The sequence below is a fragment of the Cyanobium gracile PCC 6307 genome, assembly GCF_000316515.1.
In the GTDB taxonomy this organism is placed as follows: Bacteria; Cyanobacteriota; Cyanobacteriia; order PCC-6307; family Cyanobiaceae; genus Cyanobium; species Cyanobium gracile.
Genome location: NC_019675.1, coordinates 73,337 through 88,885, shown reverse-complemented (window position 1 = coordinate 88,885; position 15,549 = coordinate 73,337). Strand labels below are relative to the sequence as shown.

Here is a 15,549-nt window from a genome sequence, read left to right as displayed (position 1 = left end):
CCGGGGTCCGATGCCTAAGATGCCGCCGCAGAAAAGCACCCACCATGGCGAACATCGACCACGCCCCCAGCCGCACCATGCTGAACCTGCTGCATGTGCTGCCGGCCTTCGCCGATGAGGCCGAGCTGCGGCTCAACGCCATCGTGGAGCTCAACTCAAACACGATCAACAAGTACGAGCTGATCACCGAAACCGGCCATCTGAAGCTGGATCGGGTGGGCTATTCGTCCCTCGCCTACCCCTTCGCCTACGGCTGCATTCCCCGCACCTGGGACGAGGACGGCGATCCCCTCGACATCGAGATCGTCGGCGTCACCGAGCCCCTGGTACCCGGCAGCCTGGTGGAGGCGCGCATCATCGGCATCATGTGTTTTGACGATGGCGGCGAGGTGGACGACAAGGTGATCGCCGTCCTGGCCGACGACAAGCGCATGGACCACATCACCAGCTATACCCAGCTGGGTGAGCACGGGCTCAGGGAAACCCAGTACTACTGGGAGCACTACAAGGATCTGAAAAAGCCCGGCACCTGCAAGGTGAACGGATTCCATGACACCGGCGAGGCCGTTCGCATCATCAAGGAATGCGAAGATCGCTATCTTTCCGTCGTCGATCCCCGCCTGGTCGACTGACGTCCGTCCTCCGGCACCGCCGCCGCGGTCCCTTCGATCCCGTTCCGCCCATGTCGCGCTCCCTGGTCCTGTCCGTGCTCCTGACCGCCGGCTGGGGGGCCGCCACGGCGGGGGCCGCAAGTGCCGCCGAAGCGCCGGTGACGGTGGCTGCGCCGGTGAGCACAAGCGTTCCGACCGGCGCCGCTCCGGTCGCACCCGGGGTGGCAGCCCCCGCCACCGCTGCGCCGGCTCCGGCGAGCGCCACGGTGACCAGCACCCGCGAAATCGTGCTGGAGCTGGGCAAGCGCACGATCAGCCTGCGGGACAACGGCAAGGTGTTGGGCAGCTGGCCCGTGGCCATCGGTGACGCCCGCACCCCCACCCCGAAGGGACGCTTCCAGGTGGAGGTGAAGGTGGTCAATCCCCAGTACCAGAGCACCGTGAGCGGCAAGATCAACCCCACCAAGGGCCCCAATGGCCCCCTCGGTGACCGCTGGATCGGCTTCAAGCGCAGCGGCCCCAACCAGTACGGCATCCACGGCACACCGAGCGCCTGGGCCTGGACCGTCACCTCCCGCTCCGCCGTCACCAATGGCTGTGTCCGGATGCTCACGCCCCATGTCCGCGCCCTGTTTGAGCAGGTGGAGGTGGGCACACCGGTTGTGGTCAAACCCTGAGCACCGAAGGGCGATTGCGGCAAAACAGGGACCGACCGAAGAGATTCTGGAGATTGTTCAGGAAGGGTTTGATGTCTCGGTGCAAACACCTAATGTCTTGAAACTCGATCACAAGCGGCGCGCTCCAGAACCGCCGATTTCCCTCCCATGTTCGATTCCACTCACGAACCCACCACCGACCAGCTCAACAGCACGTCGCTGAAGTGGGGCCATGACGGTGAGCTCTCCGAACTGGACCTGCAGCGGATTCTGGGCCTTCTCTCTCAGGTTGATCCCGTCGCCGAGGCCCTGATGGAGGGCCGTTCCGAAGCGGCCTGAAGGCGTCGCGCCAGGGCCCGGGCCATGCCGTCGCGGCTGGCCATCCCCCGCAACAGCTCGACGGCGAGCCCCCCGGGGGGCAGACCATGGGGCAGGTGGCCCCCTGCTCCCGCCGGCACCGCGAAGACCGGCAGCTGCCGAAGGCCATTAGGCCTCAGCTGGTCCTCAAGGCGATCCAGATGCACCCCGGCCGGTAACCAGACCAGGTCGGTACGCAGACAATCCTCAAGGCGCAGCGGTTGCGAACGGCTGAGATCGGAGGCCAGGCCACGCTGCAGGTCGCCGATCGTCACCAGCCCCAGGGCCAGACCGGCCCGTTCCACCAGCAGGCAATGGCCATGGCTGTCGATCAGCCGGGCCAGGGCCGCTGAGGCCGTCATGGCGGCCGGCAGGATCAACGGCGCCTCCGGGTCGAAGGCCTCCTCCACCGGGATGGCCGCCAGCTCGCCGCGGCGACGCTCCTCCTGGGGATCCGGCCCCATCAGCCCCGGATCCTGAATGCCCTGCCAGCGCTCCACCAGGGCGGCGCTGAGGCCGGCCGCCGCCATCAGCGGCAGCACGATGCGGATGTCCCGGGTGAGCTCGAACAGCAGCAGGAGCGCGGTGAGCGGAGCCCGGGCGCTGCCGGCCAGCACCGCCGCCATCCCCACCATGGCGTAGGCGGGAGGTTCGGCCACCGGCAGATTCAGGCCGCCGCTGCCCAGCGCCTGGCCGTAACAGCTGCCCAGCACCGCCCCCAGGAACAGGGAGGGGGCGAAACCGCCCCCCACGAAGCCGGTGGCGTTGCTGACGGTGGTGGCCACCAGCTTGACGCCGATCAGGGCCACCAGCGTCAGCAGGGGGATGCCGCCGTCCCGGCCCAGCAGGGCTTCGATCGTGTCGTAGCCCACCCCGAGCACCTGGGGGAACACCAGGGCCATGCCCCCAAGGGCCGCCCCTCCCAGGGCCGTGGGCAGGCCCGGCGGCAACCGCCGCACCACCGCCTGGACCCGCTCGTCGCGGCCGGCGGCCAGCAAGCGGATCAGCAGCCACGACATCAGGCTGGCCAGCAGGCCCAGCCCCAGATAGAGGGGCAGCTCCAGGGGGGAGCGCACCTCGTAGGCGGGCAGGCGCAGGATCGGCGTGTCGCCCAGGCACAGCTGGGTGACGAGCGCCGAGGCCACCGCCGCCACCAGCACCGCCCGCAGGCTGGGGCGACCCGGAATGGCGCTGTAGCTGCCCTCGAAGGCGAAGAACACGCCGGCGATGGGGGCCTTGAAGCCGGCCGCCAGACCCGCCGCCACCCCGGCCCCCACCAGGGCCTTCTGGGCCTGGGGGGAGAGGCGGCCCCGCAGGGCCACCCAGAGGCCGATGTTGCCGCCGCCCTCCACGCTGGGCCCCTCGGGGCCGAGGGAGGCGCCGCTGCCCAGGCTGAGGGAGGCCGCCACCAGCCGCAGCCAGGGCAGGCGCGGCTCGCCCCCCTGGCGGCCGTCGGCAATCGCCATCAGGCTCGACAGACCCGGACCGATGCTGCCGGCGACATGGCGCAGCAGGCCCACCGCCAGGCCGCCGAGGGTCGGCACCACCACCACGGGCCAGAGGGCCAGCCAGTCCGGCGGGGTGGGCAGGCTGACGGGCGGGGGTTCGGGGAGCGGGGGCGGCGGCGGGGCCGCCGCCAGCAGGCCGATGCCGTCGAGCCCGAGCTGGAGCAGGGCCCGCAGCGGTGTGCCGCTGTCGGGGGCCAGCGGCGGCAGGTCGATCGGCGGCAGGTCGGCGGGGGTGGCGGGCGAGGAGCGCCCGATCACCAGCAGTCCCTCCACGAAGGGGCCGAACAGGAAGTTGTTGATGAAGCCCAGCAGCTCGTGGAACGCCACCACCGCCAGGCCCGTCAGGGTGCCGACCAACGCGGCCCAGGCCAGCAGGTTCCACTGGAAGGGCAGACCACGCAGCTCCGCCTCGGCCCCGGACGCCCGGGGTCCGGAGGCCTCAGCTTTCGGGGCGGACGCTGGCAAAGATCTCCTCCAGGATCTCCCCGGCCCCCTGGGACCGCAGGGTGCCCGCCAGCGCCACCCCGATCGCCTCGGGATCGCTGGCGGGGCCGCGGCAGCTCTCGCGCAGCAGGCGCTGGCCGTCGATGCTGGCCACCATGCCGGTGAGCACGAGCTCGTCGGCCTCGACGTGGGTGTTGACGCCGATGGGCACCTGGCAGCCACCCTCCAGGCTGCGCAGGAAGGCCCGCTCGGCCAGGCAGCGACGGGCGGTGGGCTGGTGCTCCAGCACGGCGATCGTCTCGAGCACGGCGGTGTCGCCGGCGCGGCATTCGATCCCCAGGGCCCCCTGGCCCACGGCGTGAAGCGAGATGGCAGGGTCGATCAGCTCGTGGATGCGGTCACTGAGCCCGAGGCGGGTGAGGCCAGCCGCCGCCAGGATCAGGCAGTCGTAGACCCCGGCGTCGAGTTTCTCCAGCCGGGTGATCACGTTGCCCCGCACGTCCTTGAACACCAGGTGGGGGTAGTGGTGACGCAGCTGGGCCAGGCGGCGCAGGGAGCTGGTGCCCACCACGCTGCCCTCGGGCAGGGATGCCAGGGTGCGCTCCCGGTGCCGTTCATGCACCACCAGGGCATCGGCCGGGTCCTCCCGCTCGGTGATGCAGCCCAGGATCAGCCCCTCCGGCAGGTTGGTGGGCAGGTCCTTGAGGCTGTGGACGGCGATGTCGGCCCGGTCGACCAGCATCTGGGCCTCCAGTTCCTTGGTGAACAGGCCCTTGTCACCGATCTTGGCCAGGGCCACATCGAGAATCTTGTCCCCCTGGGTGGCCATCGCCTCGATCGTGATCGCCAGCTCGGGGTGGGCGCGGGAGAGCTCATCCCGCACCCAGTGGGTCTGGACCATGGCCAGCTGGCTGCGGCGGGAGGCGATGCGCAGGGTGGAGCTGGTCATCGGGGGCTTCGGGCGGCAGCGACCGCTGCCAGGCAACAGCCGCCCAGCCTAGGCATCGGTCCGTCCGGGTCCCCAGCTCGCGGGCGGAACGTGATCAGCTGATGGGATCAGGCGAACAGATCGAGGGGCAGGGGCCCCCAGGTGTCCTCGGCCTCCGGATCGGCAGCCCCATGGCCGGTGATCAGGATCCCCTCGCCGAGGCCCTCCTCGTGGCGCAGATGCAACAAGCCGGTGCGCTGGTTGCCCTTGAGGAACACCGGTCCGGGCTCCCCTGCGCCGGGCTCCCCCGGCTGCAGGGCCGTCCAGCCCTGGGCCATCTCCAGCTGCCGCAGGGCCGTCAGGGCCGCCGCCGCCGACGGCGCCATGATCCCGATCGTGAACCAGTCGCAGGCCTGCAGCCGGGGGGTGAGCTCCCGGCGCAGCAGGGCACCCCCCTCGCCGTCGAGGGCCGGGGCGGTGCGCAGGCCCCGCAGCGCGGCCAGGCCGGAGCTGGGCAGGTCGGTGGTCAAGGGGATCGCAGCGGTCGGGCCGCACCACTCTGGGGGTCGACGGGGGGCGGATCGCGCCAGAAGGCCAGGCACACCGTCAGCCAGGCCAGCCCGACGGCGGCGCCCGCCAGCAGATCCGTGGGCCAGTGGGCCCGCACGTAGAGGGTGCTGAGCCAGACCAGACCCACCAGGGCGCAGGCCACCAACGCCAGGGTGCGCCGCAGGCGGGGATGGTGGGACCCCAGGATCACCACCATGGCGAAGTAGAAGGCCACAGCCCCGGCGGCATGGCCGCTGGGGAAGCTGTGGCCATCCAACGGCAGCAGGCTGCCCGGCGGGCGCTGGCGGCTGAACAGGGGCTTGAACACCAGATCCACCAGGATCAGGATGCCGCCGGTGGCCATCACCAGCAGGCGCAGGTCCCTCCACCAGCGCCGCCGCAGCAGGTGGACCAGGGCCATCGCCACCAGGACGGCGGTGAAACCGACGCCGGTCGCCCGGTACACCTGGGTCAGGACCCCGCCCACGAGGCCGTGGAAATGGTTGCCCAGCCAGTCCAGGACGGCCGCGTCCAGCAGGGCCAGGGGCCGGCCCGGGGCCACCGCCACGAACAGCCCCACCAGCGCGATCAGGCAGCCGGGCAGCAGGATCCTCTCCCGTGGCAGCAGGTGGAACCTCATCACGGCACCAGATGGTGTCGGGGCACCCGCCAGAGGGCCAGCTCGCCGATGCGGGCCAGCCGCTCGATCCCCTGCAGGGGCAGGGCCAGGGCCTCGAGATCGCGGCGGTCGCCCACAAGCCGCACAGAGCGACTGCCCGGCGAGAGGGCGAGGCTGTCGGGGCCCTGTAGGGCGAGCTGGGTGATGTGGAGGCGATCGGAAACGAAGACGGCCTCCGGCTCGCCGTAGAACAACAGGCTGTAGCGCTTGGTGCCGACGATCAGCAACGGCTCCTCGGGCCGGGCGGCGGCCTGGGCGGTGCGGGCCATCTGGCGCAGGGGCACCTGACGCTCGCGGTCCAGCAGGGGAGCGAGGGGCGCGATCACCAGGCCAAGCACCGCCAGGAAGCCGGCCAGGCTGGGCAGCCACAGCCAGTCGGTGGCCGCCGGCCGCAGCAGCAGCACCAGCAGGGCCAGGGCCGTCAGCCCCAGACACACCGAGAGCACCAGGGGCAGGCCTGAGCGCGACAGGGCCGCACCGAACTCCGGATAGGCGGGATCCCCGGCCACCCAGCCCGGGGCCAGGGCGGCCGCCACGGCCATGGCGGCCAGCAGCAGCGCTTCCAACCCTGAGGCGATCCGCACCCCCGTCCGGCCCGCGGCCGCCGGCGCTGGGGCGGTCGCCTCCGGCAGGGGGCGCCAGTGCAGCGCCACCAGCAGACTGGCCGCCGGCAGGGCCGGCAGGATGTAGCCCGGCAGCTTGGTGGCGGCGGCGGAGAAGAAGGCCACCACCAGCACCAGCCAGAGCAGCAGGAAGAGGCCCAGTTCCGCCGGGGCGTCCCCGTCTCCGGAGGGGCCGGCCGCCGCCGTTCGCCAGCGGGAGGGCCTCCAGAAGCCCTGGGCGGCGATCGCCAGGGGGAGGAACAGCGACCAGGGCAGCACCAGGATCACCAGCCAGGGCAGGTAGAACCAGGGGGGGCCGGGGTGGTCGTAGAGCACCGTCGTGAAGCGCTGCAGGTTGCTGAACCCCAGGAAGCCGCCGAGAAAGTCGCCGCCGTTGACGGCCGCCGCCGCGGCGTACCAGGGGGCGCTCACCCCGAGGAACAGGGCCACCATGGCCAGCAGGGGCCGCCAGCGCAGCCAGGAACGCCACTGCCCGGTGAGCGTCAGGAAGACCACCACCACCAGGCCCGGCAGCAGCAGGCCCACCGGGCCCTTGGCCAGCACCGCGATGCCGGCGAACAGCGCCATGGCCACCCGGCCGAGGGGGGCCCGCCAGGGGTCGGAGCGGTGGCGATGGGCCAGCAGGAAGCCGAACAGCGCCAGGCTGATGGCGCTGGAGAGGAACATGTCGGTGGTGGAGGTGCGTCCCCAGCCGATCCAGCCCGGGGTCGTGGCGATCACCCCGGCCGCCACGACGGCCCTGAGCAGCCTGGGCCGTCCCGCTTCGCCCGCCGGCGACCAGGCCAGCATCAGGCCGAAGGCCGCCACCACCACGGCACTGGCGGCCAGGGCGACCGGCAGCCGGGCGGCCCATTCGCTGACCCCGAACAACCGGAAGCTCAGCCCCACCATCCAGTAGCCCCAGACGGGGTAGTCGAAGAAGCGTTCGCCGTTCCACCAGGGGGTGACCCAGTCACCCCGCTCCAGCATCTGGTGGCCCACCTCCACGAACAGGGCCTCGGTCTTGTCCATCAGGCCGACGCTGCCCAGGCCCTGGAAGAAGGCCAGCCAGCAGATCAGCAGCAGCCAGAGGCCGCTCAGCACCCAGACCAGTTGCCTGTGGCGACGGGCGCGGACACCCTCCGGCCGGGCCCCCTGGGCAGCAGAGACCATGCTGGGTCGACGACGTGATCAAGGGGAAGTTAAGGCCAGGGCCCTCCGTCCTGTCCCCCGGCTCGGGGCCGGATGGCCCTAGGGCGTGTTCCAGACGAAACGGGAGGACGCTGCGTACTTCCAGACGAAGTCGACGGCGATCCCGGCCAGCAGGGCCAGCAGCGGCTGGGGGGTGACCTGCCGATAGAACGCCGAGGACACCCCCACGTTGGCCGCCATCCCCAGGGAGGTGACCAGCAGGAAGCGGATCAGGCCGAACACCAGGGCGATGCCGCTCAGTTGCTGGGAGCGGAAGGTCAGCACGTTGTTGATCAGGTAGTTGGAACAGCCGGCGCTGACCACCGCCACCACCTGGGCCTGCTCGAAGCTGAGACCCAGAAGGTCCTGGCTGAGGGCGAACACCAGCAGGTGGATGCCGATGCCGGTGCCGCCCACCAGGGCAAAGCTGACGGCCCGCCGCGGCACCATGCGCAGCAGCAGGGTGTGCAGGATCGAGACCCCCAGATCCCAGATCACCGCCAGGTTGAGCTTCGATTCCCCGGCGCTGCGGGGCTGGAAACTCAGGGGCACCTCGGCCACCGCCAGATGGCCGTGGCTGAGGGCCAGCAGTTCATAGAGAAACTTGAAGCCATTGACATCCACCTGCCGCACGTAGGGGAGGCAACGCTCGGGGCGGAGGGCGAAGAAACCACTCATGTAGTCGGTCAGATGGCGGTAGCGGGGCAGGCTGAACCGGGCCACCGTGTTCGCCCAGTTGGAGTTCCGCTCCCGCCGTTCGCTCAGGCCCATGATGCTGGCGTCGGGATGGAAGCGGCTGCCGACCATGAGATCGCCGCCACTCTCGATCAGGGCGGAGACGGCATGGGCCACCGAGGCGGGCTCATGCTGGCCGTCACTGTCCATGACCACCACCACATCGCCGGTGGCATCGAGAATCCCCTCCTTGATGGCGCTGGAGAGGCCGAAGCGGCCGACGCGACGGATGAGCCGAACGCAACCGTGGCGGTGGGCCAGCATCCGCACCTTTTCCGATGTTCCATCACTGGAATCATCATCAACAAACAGCAGTTCCAGGTCGAAGCTGTCTCTCAGGGGCAGCAGCTCCTCGACGATGGGCTCCACATTGGAGCACTCGTTGAAGGTGGGCAGCACAACCGTCAGGCGCAGCAGAGGATCGTGTTCCTTCATCGGAGTCCGGGCGAGCGGCTGAAGAGGATGACCATGCAGTCGCCAAACTGTTTTTGATTCTCCGAAAACGGAAGGGCGTTACTTGATGTACTCCTTCAGGACACCATTACGGTTGGGGTGGCGCAGCTTGCGCAGGGCCTTGGCTTCGATCTGCCGGATGCGCTCGCGGGTCACGTCGAAGATCTGGCCGATCTCTTCGAGGGTCTTCATGCGGCCGTCATCGAGGCCGTAGCGCAGGCGGAGCACATCCCGCTCACGGGGGCTGAGGGTGGCCAGCACACCCTCGAGGTCCTCACGCAGCAGGTTCTTGGCGACATCCTGCTCTGGATTCTCGATGTCGGCTTCGATGAAGTCGCCGAGCCTGGAATCCTCCTCCTTACCGATGGGCGTTTCGAGGGAGATGGGCAGCTGGGCGGATTTGGCGATGAAGCGGAGCTTCTCGATCGTCATCTCCATGCTCTCGGCGATCTCCTCCTCGGTGGGCTTGCGACCGAACTCCTGGGAGAGAGTCTTGGTGGTCTTCTTGATCCGGGAGATCGTCTCGTAGAGGTGAACGGGAAGACGGATGGTGCGGCTCTGATCGGCGATCGCACGGGTGATCGCCTGGCGGATCCACCAGGTGGCGTAGGTGGAGAACTTGTATCCCTTCTCGTGGTCGAACTTCTCGGCGGCGCGAATCAGGCCGAGGCTGCCTTCCTGGATCAGATCCTGGAACGACAGACCCCGGTTCATGTACTTCTTGGCGATCGAGACGACCAGCCGCAGGTTCGACAGGACCATCTTCTCCTTGGCCCGACGACCCAGCATCAGCCGACGGCGGAACTTGATCAGCGGCATGTCGAAGATCGCCGCCCATTCCTTGGTATCGGGGAAATGGCCTTTGTCGGCCTCGAACTCAGCCGCCTTCTCCTCCAGCTCGAGCAGATCGGCGATCTTGCGGGCCAGCTCGATCTCCTCATCGGGCCGCAGCAGGCGAATGCGGCCGATCTCCTGGAGATAGACGCGGATCGAATCCTCTGTATAGACGCCCTTCGGCCCCACCTTGATGCTGGCCAAGGCCTTGGCGCCCTTGGCATCCTTGCGGAGGTCGCCGCCGGTCTCCGCAAGGTCGTCGTCACCGTCGAAGCCGTCGTCAAGGACGACCGCCGCGGGCTTGTCAGCGGCGGGTTTGGCGGCCGCGGGCTTGGCGGTTGACCGGGAGCCGGCCTTGGCCGCAGGCCTGACAGTCCCAGCCTTGGGGGCGGCCGTTCGGGCTCGCGCCGCGGTCTTCCTGGCCGCCGCCGCCGTCGGTTCGATGGGCAGAACGTCGCCGTTCGCGGTGACGGTGGCCAGGATCTCGGGAACGGCGGCTTTGGCCTTGGCGGCGACTGGGCTCATGGAAACGACGCGAAAGGGGAGGGGGCGGGGGAATGAAGCGGGCGAGGGAAAGGCGGGCGGGGCATGGGGCCCGGAGATGGTCAGGAGCGTGATCCCATCAGCCGGTTCCTGCCCTCCGGGTCGGTGACTCCGGTTCCCATCCTCCACACTGCCGGTAAGAAGCCGGGCGGGAGGGCCAGGGAAGCAACAGGACGTGGCGGAAGGGAGGACCCCGCTCACGTCGCCGATGCCGATGGATGGGGGATGGATCGCTCCAGGAGCGTGATTGGGATGGTGGACGTCGGCCAGAGCCGGTGCAGGGCTGTCACGGGTGGTCTCAGACCGGAGGAGTGAAGAGGGAGTGAATCCCTGGATCCTCAGCGGGTCTTCCCTGTGGACGGAACTCTGCGCGGTTCCGACGGCAGCCTTTCGAGCGGCCCAACGCCGTCATCCTAGGAATGGCGTGAGATCTTTGCAAGATTGCCGGCCAACTCCTCACCGTCCCCACCCGGAGCCGCCCCCCCGGGCTGGCTGGAGGTGTGGCTGGAGGCCGGCCGGGAGGGGCGGGCCTTCACCTACGCGAACCCCTCGGGCCTGGCCATCGGGGTGGGGGATCTGGTGCGGGTCCGTCTGCAGGGGCGGCCCCACACCGGCCTGGTGGTGGCAACGGCGGCCGCCTGTCCGAGCGCGATGGAGGGTCGCTCGATCCTGGCGGTGGAGGCGGTGCTGGAGAGTGCCGCGATCGATCCGCTCTGGCAGGACCTGCTGGAGGGCGTGGCCCGGCAGTGCCACAGCGGCCTGTTCCGCACCCTCAAGAGCGCGCTGCCGCCGGGCTGGCTGGGGCAATCCCGCCGTCCCCCCGGCCAGGGACGGACCCTCTGGACCGTGCGGCCCAACCCGGCCGCAGTCGCGGCGTCCATCACCCCCCGCCAGCAGGCGCTGCTGGACCACCTGGCCAGCCACGGGGGGGCGCGGCTGCTGCGCGATCTGGTGCAGGAGGCCGGCTTCGGCCGCTCCCTGATCGGCACGATGGAGCGCCGGGGCCTGCTCCTGAGGGAGGCCGGCCGCGGCCCGTCGAGGGCTGGCGGCGCCCCGGGCCTGACCGGCGGCAGGGCGGGCGCTGGATCGGCCCCCCTGGAGAACGCCCGGCCACCCAGTCCGGCCCAGGCCGCGGCCATGGCCGCCATCGCCGAGGCGCCGCCGGGCCAGAACCTGCTGCTCTGGGGCGTGACCGGCTCCGGCAAGACCGAGGTCTACCTGCAGGCCGCGGCCCGGGAGCTGGCGGCGGGGCGCAGCGTGCTGATCCTGGCGCCGGAGATCGGTCTCATCCCCCAGCTGCTCGACCGCTGCCGGCGCCGCTTCGGTCCCGCGGTGATCGAATATCACAGCGGCATGGGGGACGGGGAGCGGGTCGTCACCTGGCGGCGCTGCCTCGAGGCCGCCCGGCACCGCGAGCCCTGCCTGGCGGTGGGCACCCGCTCCGCCGTCTTTCTGCCGCTGGGCCAGCTGGGCCTGATCGTGCTGGACGAGGAACACGATGCCTCCTACAAGCAGGAGAGCCCCATGCCCTGCTACCACGCCCGGGAGGTGGCCCGGCTGCGGGCCCGCCAGACGGGGGCCCGGCTGGTGCTCGGCAGTGCCACCCCCTCCCTCGAGACCTGGTGGCGCTGCCAGCCGCGCCCCGGGGGCCAGCCTGCCGACACCCGCCTGCTGCCGCTGCCGGAGCGGATCGGCCGCCGGCCCCTGCCGCCGGTGCGGCTGGTGGACATGCGCCAGGAACTGGAGGAGGGGCACCGCCGCCTGATCAGCCGCCCCCTGATGGCCCGGCTCGAGACCCTGCAGGAGCGGGGCGAGCAGGCCGTCGTGCTGGTGCCCCGGCGCGGCTACCGCTCCTTCCTGAGCTGCCGCAGCTGCGGCGAGGTGGTGCAGTGTCCCCACTGCGACGTGCCCCTCACCGTCCACCGCGGCCCCCGGGCCGGCGGCCGCGAGGGTCGGGAGTGGCTCCGCTGCCACTGGTGCGACCACCGCCAGGAGATGGGCGATCGCTGCGGCCACTGCGGGTCCACCGCCTTCAAGCCCTTCGGCGCCGGCACCCAGCGGGTGATGGAGCAGCTGGCGACGGAACTGGAGGGCCTGCGGCTGATCCGCTTCGACCGGGACACCACCCGGGGACGGGATGGTCATCGCCGCCTGCTGGAGCGCTTCGCGGCCGGCGAGGCGGACGTGCTGGTAGGGACCCAGATGCTGGCCAAGGGCATGGACCTGCCCCGGGTGACCCTGGCGGCAGTCCTGGCGGCCGACGGCCTGCTGCACCGGCCCGATCTGCGCGCCACCGAGCAGTGCCTGCAGCTGCTGCTGCAGCTCGCCGGCCGCGCCGGCCGGGGGGAACGCCCCGGCGAGGTTCTGGTGCAGACCTACAGCCCCGAGCATCCGGTGATCCGCCACCTGGTGGACGGCCGCTACGCCGCCTTCCTGGCCGAGGAACTGGAGCTGCGCCGCCAGGGGGGCATGGTGCCCTTCGGCCGGGCCTGCCTGCTGCGGCTGGCCGGTCCCACCCCCAGCGGCACGGCCACGGCCGCCGCCGCCCTGGCCGAACGGATCCGTCCCGCTGTTGAGGCGGCCGGCTGGGTGGTGATCGGCCCGGCCCCCGCCCCCGTGGCCAGGGTGGCGGGCCGCAGCCGCTGGCAGCTGCTGCTGCACGGCAGCAGCACCGGGGCGGACGGAGCCGCCGATGGGGTACCGGAGGGGCAAGCGGCGCTGCCCCTTCCCCCCGAAGCCGACCTGCGCCGGGCCCTGCCCACGGGTGTGAGCCTGACGATCGATCCTGACCCCCTGGAACTCTGAGATCGGCGCCGGCCCCCGGGCCGGGGGGTCAGGCCGGCAGCTCCGGCAGGCCGAAGCCCAGCCGCCGCCGGATCGCCTGCAGGCAGAGCACCAGCGGCAGAGCCAGGCCCACCGCCGCCGCCCCCAGCCCCAGGCCGCTCCAGCGCCAGCAGCGCAGGTCCAGGACATTGACCTGCCCGGGCTGGAGGGGCCAGAGCAGACGGCGGCGGCCGCCGCCGTCTGCCGCTGGGACCGCCGCAATGGCAGCGGGGCTCGCCCGCCGCACCGCCGCCGGCCGCACCGGGGCGAGCACGAGCACAAGATCCAGCCCCGGGATCGCCTCGAGGGCCTGGAGATCGAGCTCCAGCTGCAGATGCTGGCGGACGCCCAGCAGCCAGTTGCGTTCCTCCCAGACCACCACCGGTGCCGCCAGGGGGACGCCGCTCAGCCTGCCCGCCAGCTCCAGGCTGCCCACCAGGGCAGCGAGGGCCTCACGGGCGGGCAGCACGGGGGTGGAGACCAGCCGGTCGCCGCTGCCGCCGGAGGGGCGGAAGGGCCCGGGGGCGGAGATCCCGTCGGCATGTCCCTCCAACGCCGCGACGAACCGTCGCTGCCAGGGGCTGTCGGTGCCGGTGTCACTGCGCAGCTGGTGGCTGACCTGGAGCCGGCCGGGGCCCTCGAAGCGCAGCTCGGTGCGCACCTCCATGCAGCCCCCCAAGAGGGAAGCCAGCAGCAGGAGCACCACCGCCACCACCACCGCAAAGCCCACCGGCGCCCGGGTGGGCCCCACCGGCGGGGGCGGCGGCGGCTCCGGGCGGCGGCGGGAGCGGCGGCTGACCCCGGCGCCGACCCCTTCGAGTGGGGTGGTGCCGGCGAGGTCCGGCAGGGTCAGCGACCAGTTGCTGGGACGGCGCAGCTCCGGGGCCTCCAGCACCAGCAGGAGGGCCTTGGCCTGGGCCCGCAGGGTCGCATCGGGGCAGCGGGCGAGGCCGCGGCAGCAGGCCGCCGCCTGGTCGGTGCGCCCCTGGCCCATCAGGGCGGTGGCCATCAGCAGACGCAGCTCGGCGCCGGCGGCCGTCAGGGGGGAGCGCTCCTCCTGGAGGGGCTCCAGCAACCGCAGCACCTGGCCGTACTCACCACGATCGAGCGCCCGGCGGGCCTCGGCGAGGGGATCCTCCTCAACCATGCACCAGGCCAGGGCTGCCCACCACCATGGTGCCGATGCCGGCGTTGGTGAACACCTCCAGCAGCAGGGAATGGGCCACCCGGCCATCGACGATGTGGGCCGCCTTCACCCCCTGGGCCAGGGCCCGGATGCAGCACTCGGTCTTGGGGGTCATCCCCCCCTCCACCACTCCGTCGGCGATCAGCCGGCGACCCTCCGAGAGGGTGAGCTGGCGGATCAGGCTGGCGGGGTCGTGGCGGTCGCGCAGGATGCCGGGGGTGTCGGTCAGCAGGATCAGCTTCTCCGCCTGCAGGGCCGCGGCCAGCTCGCCGGCCACGGTGTCGGCATTGATGTTGTGGGCCAGACCATCGGCGTTGGGGGCCACGCTGGAGATCACCGGGATGTAGCCGGCCGCGAGCAGGGGGGCGAGTACGGAGGGATCCACCCGGGCCACATCGCCCACCATGCCGAGGGTGCCATCGCCCATGGTGCGAGCCAGCACCAGGCCGCCATCACTGCCGGAGAGGCCCACGGCCCGGCCGCCCACCCGGTTGAGACCGTTGACGATCTGCTTGTTGACCCGCCCCACCAGCACCATCTCCACCACGTCCATGGTGTCGGGGCTGGTAACGCGCAGCCCGTCCTGGAAGCGGGGCTCGATCGCCAGCTTCGCCAGCCACTGGTTGATCTCCGGTCCGCCGCCGTGCACCACCACCGGCTGGACGCCGACGCAGGCGAGCAGGGCGAGGTCGCGGAAGACGGCCTCACGCAGGTCCTCGCGCACCATGGCCGCCCCGCCGTACTTGATCACGATGCGGCGGCCGGCGAAGCGCTGGATGTAGGGCAGGGCTTCGCTGAGCACGGACACCCGCAAGGTGTCTTCCGCGCTGATGTGCCGATCGGGACTCAAGGGACGGGGGCGGCGAGGGACGGGTCGGAGGGGGCAGGGCCAGGGGGGGTGGCCGGCAGCAGGCTCAGCTGCAGGCGGCCGGGGCCGGCCTGCTGAAGGTCAGCCGTGAGGCCGGGACCGAAGAAACGGCCCAGCCGCTCCCGCCGATCCTGCCAGCGCTCGAAGGCAACCCCGTGGCACTCGATCGTCAGCCGCAGCCCGTAGCCGCCGCCCGCCTCCAGCTCCTCGACGGCCACCAGCTGGGGTGGGGCGTCTTCGTCCCAGAGCTTGAGGGCCTCCAGGGAACTCTCCAGGTGGGCCTTCTGGCCGTAGCGCCAGCGGGTGACGTCGGCCAGCAGCTTGCGCAGGGCTTCGTTGCCGGGTTTCTGGCGCAAGTCACGCAGTTGGGCGGCGGGCGTGAGCCGCTCGGCGGGGGGCAGCTCGGAGGATTTCAGGGCCAGCCCCCCCAGCAGGATCGGCACGCCGTAGAAGACCCCGGCCAGGCTGATGTTGGGGCTGTCGGTGGCGTAGGCGATCGATCCGATCACGGTGAGAACGGCACCGGCGACGGTCACCAGGCTGCCGGGGGAGAGAAACGCTTGCATCGCCCCATTCTCCGTC

14 protein-coding genes are annotated in these 15,549 nt (G+C 71.3%); 4 read left to right on the top strand and 10 right to left on the bottom strand.

What is annotated here, in order from left to right:
- Positions 1 to 44: 44 nt before the first annotated feature.
- From CYAGR_RS00445 to CYAGR_RS18660, 3 genes are all read left to right on the top strand, one after another.
- Entirely contained in the window at positions 45 to 632 is a 588-nt protein-coding gene (locus CYAGR_RS00445; protein ID WP_015107771.1) for an inorganic diphosphatase, read from the top strand.
- A 50-nt stretch (positions 633 to 682) separates the two neighbouring features.
- Positions 683 to 1,288, top strand: coding sequence for a L,D-transpeptidase (locus CYAGR_RS00440; protein WP_015107770.1), 606 nt, complete (start codon positions 683 to 685; stop codon positions 1,286 to 1,288).
- A gap of 147 nt (positions 1,289 to 1,435) precedes the next feature.
- Positions 1,436 to 1,606, top strand: coding sequence for a hypothetical protein (locus CYAGR_RS18660; RefSeq protein ID WP_015107769.1), 171 nt, complete (start codon positions 1,436 to 1,438; stop codon positions 1,604 to 1,606).
- Here the strand turns inward: CYAGR_RS18660 and CYAGR_RS00435 are convergent.
- The 7 genes from CYAGR_RS00435 to rpoD all read right to left on the bottom strand — a co-directional run bounded on the left by CYAGR_RS00435 (position 1,552) and on the right by rpoD (position 10,072).
- Positions 1,552 to 3,597: a chloride channel protein gene (locus CYAGR_RS00435; protein ID WP_015107768.1), complete on the bottom strand. Its 2,046-nt coding sequence runs from the start codon at positions 3,595 to 3,597 to the stop codon at positions 1,552 to 1,554. The genes CYAGR_RS18660 and CYAGR_RS00435 overlap by 55 nt on opposite strands.
- Positions 3,572 to 4,525 carry a hydroxymethylbilane synthase gene (hemC, locus tag CYAGR_RS00430; protein ID WP_015107767.1) on the bottom strand — a complete coding sequence of 318 codons (954 nt, stop codon included), beginning with the start codon at positions 4,523 to 4,525 and terminating at the stop codon, positions 3,572 to 3,574. Before hemC ends, CYAGR_RS00435 begins: the two co-directional genes overlap by 26 nt.
- Positions 4,526 to 4,632: 107 nt before the next feature.
- The gene (locus CYAGR_RS00425; RefSeq protein WP_015107766.1) at positions 4,633 to 5,034 is read right to left on the bottom strand and encodes a DUF1824 family protein; all 402 of its coding nucleotides are present in this window, start codon (positions 5,032 to 5,034) and stop codon (positions 4,633 to 4,635) included.
- A complete protein-coding gene (locus CYAGR_RS19340; RefSeq protein ID WP_015107765.1) occupies positions 5,031 to 5,693 on the bottom strand; it encodes a phosphatase PAP2 family protein in 663 nt (220 codons plus the stop codon). The genes CYAGR_RS00425 and CYAGR_RS19340 overlap by 4 nt, the downstream gene beginning before the upstream one ends.
- Positions 5,693 to 7,507, bottom strand: coding sequence for an ArnT family glycosyltransferase (locus CYAGR_RS00415; protein WP_015107764.1), 1,815 nt, complete (start codon positions 7,505 to 7,507; stop codon positions 5,693 to 5,695). The genes CYAGR_RS19340 and CYAGR_RS00415 overlap by 1 nt, the downstream gene beginning before the upstream one ends.
- Before the next feature lie 78 nt (positions 7,508 to 7,585).
- A complete protein-coding gene (locus tag CYAGR_RS00410) occupies positions 7,586 to 8,695 on the bottom strand; it encodes a glycosyltransferase (protein ID WP_015107763.1) in 1,110 nt (369 codons plus the stop codon).
- Positions 8,696 to 8,773: 78 nt separating this feature from the next.
- Positions 8,774 to 10,072: an RNA polymerase sigma factor RpoD gene (rpoD, locus tag CYAGR_RS00405; RefSeq protein WP_015107762.1), complete on the bottom strand. Its 1,299-nt coding sequence runs from the start codon at positions 10,070 to 10,072 to the stop codon at positions 8,774 to 8,776.
- Between the two features lie 459 nt (positions 10,073 to 10,531).
- On the opposite strand from rpoD, the gene priA reads away from it, so the two are divergent.
- A complete protein-coding gene (gene priA / locus CYAGR_RS00400; protein ID WP_015107761.1) occupies positions 10,532 to 12,895 on the top strand; it encodes a replication restart helicase PriA in 2,364 nt (787 codons plus the stop codon).
- A 28-nt stretch (positions 12,896 to 12,923) separates the two neighbouring features.
- Here the strand turns inward: priA and CYAGR_RS00395 are convergent, their stop codons facing one another.
- From CYAGR_RS00395 to CYAGR_RS00385, 3 genes are read right to left on the bottom strand one after another with little or no spacing between them, the layout of a single operon-like run.
- Positions 12,924 to 14,060, bottom strand: coding sequence for a DUF3153 domain-containing protein (locus CYAGR_RS00395; RefSeq protein ID WP_015107760.1), 1,137 nt, complete (start codon positions 14,058 to 14,060; stop codon positions 12,924 to 12,926).
- On the bottom strand, positions 14,053 to 14,949 hold the full coding sequence (gene argB / locus CYAGR_RS00390; RefSeq protein ID WP_015107759.1) for an acetylglutamate kinase: 897 nt from the start codon (positions 14,947 to 14,949) through the stop codon (positions 14,053 to 14,055). Before argB ends, CYAGR_RS00395 begins: the two co-directional genes overlap by 8 nt.
- Positions 14,946 to 15,533: a DUF2854 domain-containing protein gene (locus CYAGR_RS00385; RefSeq protein WP_015107758.1), complete on the bottom strand. Its 588-nt coding sequence runs from the start codon at positions 15,531 to 15,533 to the stop codon at positions 14,946 to 14,948. The genes argB and CYAGR_RS00385 overlap by 4 nt, the downstream gene beginning before the upstream one ends.
- Positions 15,534 to 15,549 lie beyond the last annotated feature (16 nt).

What these genes read in the sequence shown, in the direction of transcription:
- CYAGR_RS00445 (WP_015107771.1), top strand. Translation starts at nt 45, where the DNA reads ATGGCGAACATCGACCACGCCCCCAGCCGCACCATGCTGAACCTGCTG.
- CYAGR_RS00440 (WP_015107770.1), top strand. Translation starts at nt 683, where the DNA reads ATGTCGCGCTCCCTGGTCCTGTCCGTGCTCCTGACCGCCGGCTGGGGG.
- CYAGR_RS18660 (WP_015107769.1), top strand. Translation starts at nt 1,436, where the DNA reads ATGTTCGATTCCACTCACGAACCCACCACCGACCAGCTCAACAGCACG.
- hemC (WP_015107767.1), bottom strand. Translation starts at nt 4,525, where the DNA reads ATGACCAGCTCCACCCTGCGCATCGCCTCCCGCCGCAGCCAGCTGGCC.
- CYAGR_RS19340 (WP_015107765.1), bottom strand. Translation starts at nt 5,693, where the DNA reads ATGAGGTTCCACCTGCTGCCACGGGAGAGGATCCTGCTGCCCGGCTGC.
- CYAGR_RS00415 (WP_015107764.1), bottom strand. Translation starts at nt 7,507, where the DNA reads ATGGTCTCTGCTGCCCAGGGGGCCCGGCCGGAGGGTGTCCGCGCCCGT.
- CYAGR_RS00410 (WP_015107763.1), bottom strand. Translation starts at nt 8,695, where the DNA reads ATGAAGGAACACGATCCTCTGCTGCGCCTGACGGTTGTGCTGCCCACC.
- rpoD (WP_015107762.1), bottom strand. Translation starts at nt 10,072, where the DNA reads ATGAGCCCAGTCGCCGCCAAGGCCAAAGCCGCCGTTCCCGAGATCCTG.
- CYAGR_RS00395 (WP_015107760.1), bottom strand. Translation starts at nt 14,060, where the DNA reads ATGGTTGAGGAGGATCCCCTCGCCGAGGCCCGCCGGGCGCTCGATCGT.
- CYAGR_RS00385 (WP_015107758.1), bottom strand. Translation starts at nt 15,533, where the DNA reads ATGCAAGCGTTTCTCTCCCCCGGCAGCCTGGTGACCGTCGCCGGTGCC.